Genomic DNA, 11,351 nt, shown 5'->3' with positions numbered 1-11,351 from the left:
TGTCGGTGCGGGTGCAGGCGCCCAGCCGCAGATTGTCGGCCACCGTCAGGCCGCCGAACAGGCGCCTGCCCTCCGGGCTCTGTGCTATGCCCAGACTTACGATCCGCGACGGAGCGACACCTCCAATCGGCTTGCCATCGAAGATGATCTTGCCGCCGCGCGGCCGCGACAGGCCGGAAATGGTGCGCAAGGTCGTGCTCTTGCCGGCGCCGTTGGCCCCCACCAGCGCCACCACCTCGCCGGCATGGACGTCGAGCGAAATGCCCTTCAGCGCACGCACCGCGCCGAAATTGACCTCCAGGTTCTCGACGCTGAGCAGAACGGGCTTAGGCGTGGCCAAGATACGCCTCCCGCACTTTCGGGTGTTCGCGTACCTGCTCCGGTGTTCCGACGCAGATCACCTCGCCAGTCGCCAGCACCTGGATGCGTTCGCACAGCGCCATGATCAGGTCCATGTCGTGCTCGACAACGACCACCGTTACGCCATAGCGGTCACGGATCGTCCGAATCAGCGCTGCCAACACCTTGGTCTCTTTGGAATCAAGCCCGGCTGCGGGCTCATCGAGCAGCAGCAGCTGCGGACCGGTCGCCAACGCACGCGCAATCTCCAGCCGCCGCTGATCGCCATAGGGAAGATCCGCGGCGACCCTGCCGGCCTGATCCGTCAGGCCCATGAGGTCGAGGAGTTCGTCGGCCTTCTGCCGCGTCGCGGCCACCCGCTCGCGATAGCGCCGACCGCGCAGCACGGTATCGGCGGCGCCTACAGGATGGCGCAACTGCGCCGCCGTCAGCACGTTCTGTGCGACGCTGAGGCTGCCGAACAGACGAGAGCCCTGGAAGGTACGGGCGATGCCCATTGCGACGATCTGCGATGTGCGCAGGCCGACGAGCGAACGGCCCTCCATCTCGATGCTGCCGGAATTCGGCTGGGAGAAGCCGGTGATCAGGTTGAAAAGCGTGCTCTTGCCCGAGCCATTCGGCCCGATTACCCCAACGATTTCACCTTCGTGGAGCTCGATGGAATGATCCCGCAGGGCAACCAGCCCTCGAAAGGCTTTTGTCAGCCCAACCGTCCTCAACAGCACTCGACTTGACTGTCTATCCACGCGCCGGTTTGCCCCTGTCCGCCCTCGCCGCCCCGTTCGGCCCGGTCAAGCATCAAATGGACAATTCGAACGGCAAGATGTCAAGGCCTATTCCTAACAGGAAAGCTATATGCCTGCCTCGGCTCGACCGCGACAGCACCGGCAGCGATGCAGCGCTACGCTACCGAACTGGGTTTCCTGGCTTGCAGTCCAGCGCGCCGGCGCTCGCTTCTCGAGCCTCCACCCATATTGCGCGGGCGAAGGCACGTGACGAAGAAGATCAGCGCGACCGGCCCGTAAACCTTGGCCGTCCTCGAACCGCGCTTCAGCTTGTTATCTGTTCGGCGACAGCTTCTTCGAGGCCGGCCGCGGCTTGGGCGGCGAGGCCGCGCGCCGCCGCCTGTGAATCGTAAAACTCCTCGAGCGCATGAACCGTGCCCCACCGCAGCGTGAACACGTGGAGACCACGGTTGATGTAGGATGTATCGCCGTTGAGCAGGGTTGCGGTGCCATCCCACTGGGCAAACACGGTGGTATGCCACGGCCAACCCTTCACCCAGACGTGGTTGACCGTGAGATGGAGAGTGGGCAGAACACGGCCGAGGCGCTCGAACCAGCGGCGCAGGGCTTGCTTGTCGTGGCGCTCCCCACCAAGCGCGTGGGCGCCACCAACCCGGTGATGGACATGCGGCGCGATGGCCTTCACCGCCGCGTCCCAGCGATGGTTGTTGACGTCGTCGAAGCTCTGCCGGATCGATTTCTCGACAAAATAGCTGTAAAGCATGTGACCTCTCTCCAGACTTGTTGGTGGCTCGCCCTTCCGACGCGAGAGCCCCGGCCAGCATCGTGCGGCCGCGGCCTGCGCGTCATGTCAGGGCATTGTCGCGTCGGCTCGCAGGGATGTGTCAGTCTCGGTCGAGACCGTCACCTCCTTGCCGGACCTCGAGAACGCGTAGAGCGAGCCCGGGTAGCCCGGTATGGAGAACGCCACCGAGTCACTGTTGGCGAGGCCCATGACAACCCGCAGCGGATCACCCCCGGCCTTCGGTGCGAAATTGGCGGTGACCTCAAGCAGGTCGCCGCGCGGAACGTAGTAGGCCACCATGTCCAGGTGTCCCTGGTGCAGGCTGCCGCCTTCGATCGGGCGTCCGATGGTGGCTTCCTCGGCAAGAGCCGGGGTTGCAAGAAACAGCGCGGCCAGCAGCGAGGCGCTCAGGGTTTTGCGGATCATCTCATTTGTCCTTTTTTAGATTGCGTTCACCCTCTATATAGGGTATAGATTACGAATACAATCTAAAAAAGGAGATGACGATGCGTGTGAGTCGCACTCAGGCCGCGGAAAACCGCGAGACCGTGATCAATGTGGCAAGCCGGCTTTTCCGGGAGCGCGGCTTTGACGGCATCGGCCTCAAGGACCTGATGAAGGGTGCCGGGCTGACCCAGGGCGCCTTTTACAAGCAATTCGAGTCGAAGGACGATCTGGCGGCGCTGGCGTCCAGGCGGGCGATGGAAAGCGCCACCCACAAATGGTCGGCCGCGACCGCCGCACATCCTGGGAGCCCGCTCGACGGGGTGATCTCATTCTACCTCAGCATGGATCATCGCGGGGAAAAGATGGACGGCTGCCCGGTCGTTGCGCTCGGTTCGGATGCAGCCAGGCAGGGTGCCGAGGTGAAGGCGTCATTCGAAGCCGGCATCAAGGCGTACCTTGAGATGCTTGGCGGTTGGGTTGGCGAGGGCGACAGCGAAAAGACCGGCAACAAGGCAATGGCCGTTCTCTCGACGATGGTCGGCGCGGTGGTGCTCTCGCGGGTCGTCAACGACCCCGACCTCGCGCGGGCTTTTCTGGATGCGGCGGCCGATCAGGTTCGCGAAGCAGTCGCCCCTTGAACGGCGCGAGCAGTGCCGCCGGCACACCAAGGACAGGAGAGCAGATGCAACGGATTGTCGTCACGGGCATGGGAGCCGTCACGCCTCTTGCCGCCAATGTCGAAGCGTCCTGGTCACGCCTGCTTGCCGGCCGGTCGGGCGTTCGCAGGCTTCCGGACGATGTGGTGGGAGAGCTGCCGGTTAAGATTGGCGGCGTGGTTCCCTCCCTGGGCGAAGATCCGGAGGCTGGTTTCGATGCCGATGCCGTCCTGTCGGCGAAGGATCAACGCAAGGTGGACCGGTTCATTCTCTTCGCGCTGGCCGCGGCGGAAGAGGCGCTGGCGCAGGCGCAATGGAAGCCTGCCCTGGAAATCGATCGCCTGCGCACGGCCACGATCATCGCTTCAGGGGTCGGCGGGTTCCCCGCCATCACCGAGGCGGTGCGCACGGTGGACCTGCGTGGCGCCCGCCGCCTGTCTCCCTTTACGGTGCCGTCCTTCCTTGTAAACCTCGCGGCGGGCCACATCTCGATCCGTCATGGTTTCAAAGGTCCACTCGGCGCACCGGTGACGGCATGCGCGGCGGGCATCCAAGCGATCGGCGACGCCGCCCGCCTGATCCGCGCCAACGAAGCCGACATCGCCGTATGCGGCGGAACGGAAGCGTGTATCAACACCGTCAGCCTCGGCGGTTTCGCCGCGGCGCGTTCTCTTTCAACCGGCTTCAATTGGGCGCCGGCTCAAGCCTCGCGCCCTTTCGACATATCGCGGGACGGCTTCGTCATGGGCGAAGGAGCCGGCGTGCTGGTCATCGAGGCATTGGACCACGCGTTGGCGCGCGGCGCAAAGCCGTTGGCTGAGCTCGTCGGCTACGGCACGACCGCGGATGCCCACCACGTCACCTCCGGACCAGAGGACGGCGACGGCGCGCGCCGGGCCATGCAGATCGCGATTGCCCAGGCAGGGATTTCGCCACGCGAGGTTCGTCATCTCAATGCGCATGCGACATCCACGTCAGTCGGCGACCTGGGTGAGATCGAAGCGATCAAGAGCGTGTTCGGGCGCGATTTCGCGATAGCTGTCAGTGCCACGAAATCGGCGACCGGACATTTGCTCGGAGCGGCCGGCGGGCTTGGTGCCATCTTCGCAATCCTGGCGCTCAGGGATCAGGTCGCCCCGCCAACCCTCAACCTGGGCGAGGCCGATCCAGCCGGCGACGGAATCGACTTCGTCGCAAACGCGCCCCGGCCCATGGAGATGGAGTACGCGATCTCCAATGGCTTCGGCTTTGGCGGCGTGAATGCCAGCGCCCTGTTCAGACGCTGGAACTAACCGGTTGCCAGACGCAGTCATGACCAACGCCCTTTGCCCCGGCCTCTCATGCTTTTCCCAATCCGATCCAACGCAAAGAAGGATATGATCCCATGAACAAGACTCCTGGCGTCGCCCTGGTCACAGGGGCATCTTCCGGCATCGGGCGCGCTACCGCCGATGCCTTGCTAGGCGCCGGCTTTCGCGTCTTCGGAACCAGCCGTCGCGTGGCCTCCCGGCCATCCGCCGGCGTTACCATGCTGACCTGCGACGTGACCGACGACGCGTCCGTTGCGACAGTGGTCGATGACGTTCTGGCCAAGGCCGGACGCATCGACCTGCTTGTCAACAATGCCGGCATGGGCCTGTTTGGCGGCGCGGAGGAGTCTTCGACCGTTCAGGCTAAGGCGCTGTTCGACGTGAACGTCTTCGGCGTCTTGCGTGTGACCAACGCGGTTCTGCCGGCAATGCGACGCCAAGGGAAGGGCAGAATCATGAATTTGAGTTCGGTGCAGGGGTTCATCCCCGCTCCCTATTTCGCACTCTACTCGGCGACCAAACATGCCATCGAGGGTTATTCGGAGTCGCTCGATCACGAATTGCGCCCGTTCGGCATCCGCGTTTCGCTGGTGGAGCCCGCCTATACCCGCACGGCATTCGAGGACAATCTTGCCGCCCCCGACCGGTCGCTCGAAATCTACGACTCCGCGCGTGCCGGGATGACTGCATCAGTGCGGAAATCGATGGAAAAAGGCGATGCGCCCGAAGTGGTCGCCAACACCGTTTTGGCCGCGGCGACCGATCCCGCGCCGAAGACGCGCTATGCGGCGGGAAAGATGGCGCGCCAGGTCAGTTTCCTGCGCCGTTTCGTCCCCGCGTCCGCATTCGACAAGAGCCTGCGCAAGCAGCTTGGGCTGCCGGCCTGAAATCAAGCGCTGCCTTGGCGCGTCAGCGAGCAGCCGCCTGTTTCTCGAGCCTGCGGGCGTATTGCGTCAGCGGAAAGCACATGACGAAGAAGATCAGAGCCACCAGCCCGTAGACCTTGAACGGTTCGAAAGTCGCATTGTTGATGGCGTTGGAGGTCCGCACCAGCTCCTCGAAGCCGATGATCGAAGTGAGCGCGGTCGATTTGATCAGCTGAACCAGGAAGCCGACGGTGGGTGCGCGGGTGATCGAAAAGGCCTGCGGCAGGATGATCAGCCTCAGCTCCTGCAGATAGTGCAGGCCAAGGCTTGCGCCGGCGTCCCATTGCCCCAGGGGTAGCGCCACGACGCCGGAGCGCCAGATTTCGGCGAGATAGGCGCTGGCGAAGAAGGTGAGGCCGAGCGCCGCCGCCGTCCAGGGTTCGATGCGCAGGCCGAGCATCGGCAGCCCGAAGAACATCAAGAACAGCTGCATCAAGAGCGGCGTTCCCTGGAACAGGGCGATGTAGCCGGAGGCTATGCGCCTGCTCCACTTGTTCTTGGCGATCCTGAAGAACAGCACGATCAGGCCGACGATGCCGCCGCCGATGAAGGCGGCCAGCGATAGCAGCACCGTCCAGCGGGCGGCGAGCAGCAGGTTGCGCACGATGTCCCAGGAGGTGAACTCGATCATGATACACCGGCTCCGAGCGCACGGCGCCCGCCTGACACCAGCAGCCGGCGCAAGGCCATCGACAGAGCGAGATAGACCAGCGTCACGACGAAATAGGTCTCGAAAGAGCGGAAGGTGCGCGCCTGCAGCATATCGGCCTCGTAGGTCAGTTCACGCACGGCGATCTGCGACACCACGGCCGAGTCCAGCATCATGATGACGATCTGGCTGGTGAGCGCGGGATAGATAATCTTGAGTGCCTGCGGCAGCACGATCTTGACGAACACCTGGCGTGGCCGCAGCCCAAGTGCGAGCGCTGCTTCCGTCTGTCCGCCGGGCACGGCGTCAAGCCCGGCGCCGACGATCTCGATCGTGTAGGCCGCCATGTTGAGCGTCATCGCCAGCATGGCGGCCAAGATCGGATCGAGCCGGATGCCCAGGCTGGGCAGGCCGAAGAAGATGAAGAACAGCTGCACCAGGAACGGCGTGTTGCGCATCACCTCGACGTAACAGGCGATCGCCCGCTTGAGCAGAACCGGGCCGTTTCGTCGCCCCGCGGCACCCAGGATGCTGAGCAGCGTTCCGGCCAGCGTGGTCACGGCGATCAGCAGGATCGTCGTGGCCGCGCCGTGCGCGATGTCGCCCAGAGCACCCGGGAGCCAGGCAAAGGCCACGGAAACTCAATCCTTGAGGTTTTCGGGATTGAGCGGCGTCTTCAGCCAGGCTTTCGAGCTTTCGTCCAGCTTGCCGTCGGCCAGCATCTTGGCGACCGCATCGTTGACAGCCTTCTTCAGGCCGTCTTCGTTCTTGTTGAGGCCGATATGCGAAGGCGAGGTCAGAAGCTGGAACTTCTGCTCCGGCTTCAGCGCATCCTGCTTGGCCAGCACCTGCGCGCCGACATCGTTGCCCACGACCATCAGCTGCGTCTGGCCGGAGATGAAGGCCTGGATCACCGAATTGTAGTTGTCGAAGCGCTTGATGTCGGCCGACGCCGGTGCTGCCTCGGTGAGCGAGGTGTCTTCCAGCGTGCCACGATTGACGGCGATCGACTTGTCGGCGAGGTCTTCCTTGCCCTTGACCGTCAGAGCCGCCGGACCGATCACGGCGATGTAGTAGGGCGCGTACGCGGCGGCGAAGTCGATGACCTGTTCGCGTTCCTTCGAGTAGCCGACGCTCATCAGGATGTCGACGCGCTTGTCGTTCAGATACGGGATGCGGTTCTGGCCGGTGACGGCGATGGGGTTGAGCTTCACCTTGAGCGTATCGGCAATGTATTGCGCGACATCCATGTCATAGCCCTTGAGGCTCATATCGGCGCTGGCCGAGGAGAAGGGCGGAAAGTCGGCGAAGACGCCGACATTGATGGTGCCGGCCTTGGTGATGTCCGCCAGCGCATCGGCGCTTGCGGCTTGTGTGGCGAAGCCGAAACCGGCGGTGCCAAGCATCAGCACGGCGGCGATCGAGGCAAATGTCTTGCGGATTGTCATTGTTATTCCCCTGTCTGGACGCTCGTTTGATACGACCGCCGGCTCCAGCGCGGCGGCCGCCTTCGTTGGATTCGTAGAGGTCAGGCTCCCTTGCCGGTGACAGCCGGGCTGAACACCATCAGGCTCAATATCTCGAACAGCACCTGTGCGGCGGCATGCGCGGTGTTGGTGGTGGCGTCGTATTGCGGCGCCACCTCGACGACGTCGCCGCCGACGATGTTGAGGCCCTTGAGGCCGCGCAGCAGTTCGAGCACTTCGCGTGTCGTCAGCCCGCCGACTTCCGGCGTGCCGGTGCCGGGCGCGAAGGCCGGGTCGACGCTGTCGATATCGAAGGAGACATAGGTCGGGCCGTCGCCGACTATTCTGCGCGCCTTCTCGATGATGGCCGGAATGCCGAGACCGGTCACCTCCTCGGCATGCACCACGGTCATGCCGGACTCATAGGTGAATTCCCACAGATATTCGGCCGAGCCGCGGATGCCGATCTGGATCGTGCGCGTCGGGTCGAGCACGCCGTCAAGCACCGCGTTGCGGAACGGGCCGCCATGGTGGAACTTGGTCATGTCGAACAAGCCACTGGTGTCGCAGTGGGCGTCGATATGGATCAACCCGACCGGAGCTTTCTTGCCGACGGCCTTCAGGATCGGATGGCTGATCGAATGGTCGCCGCCGATCGAAAGCGGGATGACGCCGGCATCGACGATCTGGTTGGTGCGGCGCTCGATATCCTCATGGCTTGTCTCAAGCCGGTAGCGGCTGCGGAACGGCGTGTCGCCGATATCGGCGACCCGGAGCTCATGTGTGGGCGCGCATTCCAGAACGTGATTGTAGGGGCCGATGCGCTCGATGGCGCGCAGCGCTCGCGGCCCGAAGCGCGAGCCTGGCCGGTTGGTGACGCCGAGGTCCATCGGCACGCCGATCATCGCCACCTGCAAATCGCCGAAATCCGGATTGTCGGCCGATATTTCGCGGTAGGGCGCGGCGAGGAAGGTCGGGATGCCTGAATAGGGTGCCAGCCGCGTGCCGCTCTTGGAGAAGATCTTATCGGCGACCTTGCGGAATTTCGGGTCGAACATCTCGCCGCCATGGCTTTCACCATATTTGCGACGCAACGCGTCGAGCTTGCCGCGATCGTATCCCATGTCCGCTCCTCCTGGGCTGATGCAGTGCCGCCGCGGATGACGCCTGCGAACCGACCGTCATCCGGCCGGGCCGCTGTCCCGCTGGCTGCCTGCAGATTTCACGTCTTGATGCTGTTCCAGGTTCAGTGTCCGGCAGCGGCATTGAAAAATCAATTGATATTGTTAGGGTGTTTTCTGTGAGAAAATCTCACAATAAAGTTGATACCCATGACCAAGCGCCTGCCACCGCTTAATCCGCTGCGCGCCTTCGAGGCAACGGCCCGGCATGGCTCGCTGACCAAGGCGGCCATTGAGCTGAATGTCACCCATGGCGCCGTCAGCCATCAGATCAAAGCGCTCGAGCAGTCGCTCAATGTCAAGCTGTTCGAGCGGGCCGGCCAGCGGGTCAAACTGACACCGCATGGCGCGGAGCTTCTGCCGGCGGTGTCGACCGCCTTCGACGGCATCGCCGCCGCCACCCAGCGCATGACAAGGCCGGCGAGCAGCGGCACACTTTCGGTCTCCTGCGTGCCGGCGCTTCTGTTGTTGTGGATGACACCGCGGCTCGGCAGTTTCATGGCGCAATATCCCGACATAAGGCTGACGCTTATCCCTTCCAACGATTCCAAGGATTTGCGGGCGCCCACCATCGATGTCTGCGTGCATTATGGCGACGGCAGCTGGACCGATTGCTGGATGCGCAAATGGTCGGGCCTCGAACTGTTTCCCGTGGTCAGCCCGACACTGATCAACAACCGGCCGATCCGCAGCGTCAGGGATCTCGCCGACCATGTCTTCCTGCATGGCGATGACGGCCGCGAATGGCATACCTGGCTGGCGGCCGCCGATGCGCTGGACCTGGAGCGGGGTCGCCGCCATCACCTCGGCGATGCGCGTATGGCGACCGAGGCGGCGGTGCATGGCCATGGCGTGGCGCTGGGCGACTCCGTGACGGCAAGCGCGCTGCTGGCCAGGGGCATGCTGGTCGCGCCGTTCAGCCTGTCGGTGCCGGCGGTCGACGATTTCTATGTCGTCTGCCGCAACGAGATGCGGGCGACACCGATCGTGCAGGTGTTCATCGACTGGCTGTTCGCCGAGAAGGCCGGGGATGACGGGCGCGCCGACGCCCCTGTGGCCGGCCGCATCGTCAGCCGCCGCAAGCGTCCGGCGCTCAGGGTGATGGGCGGAAAATCCGCAAGTTGATGCCAAGCTCTGCGCCACCGCATGCAGGCAGCTCTTTTTGTCGGGCCAGCCTGAAAGCGGGCAGCGTTCTGGCCGATTCGATGCTATGAGGCCTGTCGCGATTGTGGATGGCAGGCAGCGAAGGCGGTGTTGAGACATGGCTAAGACCGATATTGCGCGGCGCGTCTACAACCACACCTGGAAGCTCGACCCGATCGTGCGCAGCCTGCTCGACACGGATTTCTACAAGCTTTTGATGCTGCAGATGATCTGGGGCATGTATCCCAAGGTCGACGCAACCTTCTCGCTGATCAACCGCACGACTTCGGTGCGCCTTGCCGACGAGATAGACGAGGCCGAATTGCGCGAACAGCTCGACCATGCCCGCACCTTGCGCTTCTCCAAGAAGGAGATGATCTGGCTCGGCGGTAACAATTTCTACGGCCGCAAGCAGATCTTCGAGCCAGAATTCCTCGCCTGGCTGGAAGGCTTCCGGCTGCCCGAATACGAGCTGTCGAAGCGCGACGGGCAGTATGAGCTGACCTTCAGCGGGCCGTGGATGTACACCACACTGTGGGAAATCCCGGCGCTCGCCATCATCAATGAACTTCGATCGCGCGCGGCGATGCGGGCGTTCGGGCCTTTCGCGCTCGACGTGCTCTATGCCCGCGCCAAGTCCAAGATGTGGGCCAAGACCGAGCGGCTGAAGGCGCTGCCCGGCATCCGCATCTCGGACTTCGGCACGCGCCGGCGCCATTCCTTCCTATGGCAGCGCTGGTGCGTCGAGGCGCTGAAGGAAGGCATCGGCGAAGCGTTCACCGGCACCTCCAACGTGCTTCTGGCCATGGACAACGACCTCGAAGCGCTCGGCACCAACGCACATGAGCTGCCTATGGTGTTCGCCGCCCTCGCCGACTCGGAAAAAGAGCTGAGGCAGTCGCCCTACAAGGTGCTGCAGGACTGGCAGCGTTACTATGGCGGCAATCTCTTGATCGTGCTGCCCGACGCCTTCGGCACGGCATCGTTCCTGCGCGATGCGCCGGACTGGGTGGCCGACTGGACGGGCTTTCGCCCCGACAGCGCGCCGCCGATCGAAGGCGGCGAAAAGATCCTGTGCTGGTGGCGCGACAAGGGCAAAGATCCCCGGCAGAAACTGCTGATCTTCTCCGACGGGCTTGAAGTCGAGACCATCGAGGAGACCTATCGCCACTTCAAGGGCAAGGTGCGCATGTCCTTCGGCTGGGGCACCAATCTGACCAATGATTTCGAAGGCTGCGCGCCGACGGAAACCAACAGCCTCGACGCCATATCGCTGGTCTGCAAGGTCACCGAGGCCAATGGCAGGCCAGCGGTCAAGCTTTCCGACAATCCGGCCAAGGCGACCGGCGATGTGAAAGAGATCGAGCGGTATCTCAGAATTTTCGGCGAGAAGGACCGCGTGGAGCAATTGGTCAAGGTGTGAGGGGTGGGGTTCCTGGATAGTACGAGTTCCCTGGCGCCCCCCTCTGTCCTGCCGGACATCTCCCCCTCAAGGGGGGAGATTGCTCCCTCATCTCTGCTTTCGCCAATCAACAACATTGCCAGGGAAGAGCCGGCGGCGAAACTGCCAATCTCCCCACCTGTGGGGGAGATGTCCGGCAGGACAGAGGGGGGCGCCGTAGGGTGCTTCCCTTCGCAAATTCCGCCCATTTGCTTCTCCGCTTCGTTGGCCCTCCTCCCCAC

At 63.5% G+C, this 11,351-nt stretch carries 13 protein-coding genes; 5 read left to right on the top strand and 8 right to left on the bottom strand.

Features of this window, described 5'->3' with window-relative positions; translation table 11 throughout:
• From EN749_RS20585 to EN749_RS20570, 4 genes are all read right to left on the bottom strand, one after another.
• Window positions 1-340: ATP-binding cassette domain-containing protein (locus tag EN749_RS20585; protein WP_128363850.1), on the bottom strand; the 340-nt coding region annotated here is incomplete at its 3' end.
• Window positions 327-1,085, bottom strand: coding sequence for an ABC transporter ATP-binding protein (locus tag EN749_RS20580; protein ID WP_245491464.1), 759 nt, complete (start codon window positions 1,083-1,085; stop codon window positions 327-329). The genes EN749_RS20580 and EN749_RS20585, both read right to left, overlap by 14 nt.
• Before the next feature lie 325 nt (window positions 1,086-1,410).
• Window positions 1,411-1,869: a nuclear transport factor 2 family protein gene (locus EN749_RS20575; protein WP_127268437.1), complete on the bottom strand. Its 459-nt coding sequence runs from the start codon at window positions 1,867-1,869 to the stop codon at window positions 1,411-1,413.
• An 87-nt stretch (window positions 1,870-1,956) separates the two neighbouring features.
• Window positions 1,957-2,316 (bottom strand): hypothetical protein, encoded by a 360-nt coding sequence (locus EN749_RS20570; protein WP_127808340.1) that lies wholly within the window; start codon window positions 2,314-2,316, stop codon window positions 1,957-1,959.
• 80 nt (window positions 2,317-2,396) lie between these two features.
• On the opposite strand from EN749_RS20570, the gene EN749_RS20565 reads away from it, so the two are divergent.
• The 3 genes from EN749_RS20565 to EN749_RS20555 all read left to right on the top strand — a co-directional run bounded on the left by EN749_RS20565 (window position 2,397) and on the right by EN749_RS20555 (window position 5,190).
• Window positions 2,397-2,975: a TetR/AcrR family transcriptional regulator gene (locus tag EN749_RS20565; RefSeq protein ID WP_127808341.1), complete on the top strand. Its 579-nt coding sequence runs from the start codon at window positions 2,397-2,399 to the stop codon at window positions 2,973-2,975.
• A 44-nt stretch (window positions 2,976-3,019) separates the two neighbouring features.
• Window positions 3,020-4,285, top strand: a complete 1,266-nt coding sequence (fabF, locus tag EN749_RS20560) for a beta-ketoacyl-ACP synthase II (protein WP_128363849.1) — start codon at window positions 3,020-3,022, stop codon at window positions 4,283-4,285.
• 92 nt (window positions 4,286-4,377) lie between these two features.
• On the top strand, window positions 4,378-5,190 hold the full coding sequence (locus EN749_RS20555) for an oxidoreductase (protein WP_127808343.1): 813 nt from the start codon (window positions 4,378-4,380) through the stop codon (window positions 5,188-5,190).
• 22 nt (window positions 5,191-5,212) lie between these two features.
• Here the strand turns inward: EN749_RS20555 and EN749_RS20550 are convergent, their stop codons facing one another.
• From EN749_RS20550 to speB, 4 genes are all read right to left on the bottom strand, one after another.
• Window positions 5,213-5,860 carry an amino acid ABC transporter permease gene (locus tag EN749_RS20550; protein WP_127808344.1) on the bottom strand — a complete coding sequence of 216 codons (648 nt, stop codon included), beginning with the start codon at window positions 5,858-5,860 and terminating at the stop codon, window positions 5,213-5,215.
• The gene (locus EN749_RS20545) at window positions 5,857-6,513 is read right to left on the bottom strand and encodes an amino acid ABC transporter permease (RefSeq protein ID WP_128363848.1); all 657 of its coding nucleotides are present in this window, start codon (window positions 6,511-6,513) and stop codon (window positions 5,857-5,859) included. The genes EN749_RS20550 and EN749_RS20545 overlap by 4 nt, the downstream gene beginning before the upstream one ends.
• A gap of 6 nt (window positions 6,514-6,519) precedes the next feature.
• Entirely contained in the window at window positions 6,520-7,326 is an 807-nt protein-coding gene (locus tag EN749_RS20540; RefSeq protein ID WP_127808346.1) for a transporter substrate-binding domain-containing protein, read from the bottom strand.
• A gap of 80 nt (window positions 7,327-7,406) precedes the next feature.
• Window positions 7,407-8,468 carry an agmatinase gene (gene speB, locus EN749_RS20535; protein ID WP_127330421.1) on the bottom strand — a complete coding sequence of 354 codons (1,062 nt, stop codon included), beginning with the start codon at window positions 8,466-8,468 and terminating at the stop codon, window positions 7,407-7,409.
• Between the two features lie 207 nt (window positions 8,469-8,675).
• Here speB and gcvA point away from each other — a divergent pair, with 207 nt between their 5' ends.
• A complete protein-coding gene (gene gcvA, locus EN749_RS20530) occupies window positions 8,676-9,650 on the top strand; it encodes a transcriptional regulator GcvA (RefSeq protein ID WP_127808347.1) in 975 nt (324 codons plus the stop codon).
• 136 nt (window positions 9,651-9,786) lie between these two features.
• A complete protein-coding gene (gene pncB, locus EN749_RS20525; protein WP_128363847.1) occupies window positions 9,787-11,091 on the top strand; it encodes a nicotinate phosphoribosyltransferase in 1,305 nt (434 codons plus the stop codon).
• Window positions 11,092-11,351: the final 260 nt, after the last annotated feature.

Origin of the sequence: Mesorhizobium sp. M7A.F.Ca.ET.027.02.1.1, from assembly GCF_004022985.1 — a bacterium.
In the GTDB taxonomy this organism is placed as follows: Bacteria; Pseudomonadota; Alphaproteobacteria; order Rhizobiales; family Rhizobiaceae; genus Mesorhizobium.
The sequence above is the reverse complement of the archived record's forward strand: the minus strand, read 5'-3'. Positions and strand labels throughout refer to the sequence as shown.

What these genes read in the sequence shown, in the direction of transcription:
- EN749_RS20550 (WP_127808344.1), bottom strand. Translation starts at nt 5,860, where the DNA reads ATGATCGAGTTCACCTCCTGGGACATCGTGCGCAACCTGCTGCTCGCC.
- EN749_RS20570 (WP_127808340.1), bottom strand. Translation starts at nt 2,316, where the DNA reads ATGATCCGCAAAACCCTGAGCGCCTCGCTGCTGGCCGCGCTGTTTCTT.
- EN749_RS20540 (WP_127808346.1), bottom strand. Translation starts at nt 7,326, where the DNA reads ATGACAATCCGCAAGACATTTGCCTCGATCGCCGCCGTGCTGATGCTT.
- EN749_RS20575 (WP_127268437.1), bottom strand. Translation starts at nt 1,869, where the DNA reads ATGCTTTACAGCTATTTTGTCGAGAAATCGATCCGGCAGAGCTTCGAC.
- fabF (WP_128363849.1), top strand. Translation starts at nt 3,020, where the DNA reads ATGCAACGGATTGTCGTCACGGGCATGGGAGCCGTCACGCCTCTTGCC.
- EN749_RS20565 (WP_127808341.1), top strand. Translation starts at nt 2,397, where the DNA reads ATGCGTGTGAGTCGCACTCAGGCCGCGGAAAACCGCGAGACCGTGATC.
- EN749_RS20555 (WP_127808343.1), top strand. Translation starts at nt 4,378, where the DNA reads ATGAACAAGACTCCTGGCGTCGCCCTGGTCACAGGGGCATCTTCCGGC.
- gcvA (WP_127808347.1), top strand. Translation starts at nt 8,676, where the DNA reads ATGACCAAGCGCCTGCCACCGCTTAATCCGCTGCGCGCCTTCGAGGCA.
- speB (WP_127330421.1), bottom strand. Translation starts at nt 8,468, where the DNA reads ATGGGATACGATCGCGGCAAGCTCGACGCGTTGCGTCGCAAATATGGT.
- pncB (WP_128363847.1), top strand. Translation starts at nt 9,787, where the DNA reads ATGGCTAAGACCGATATTGCGCGGCGCGTCTACAACCACACCTGGAAG.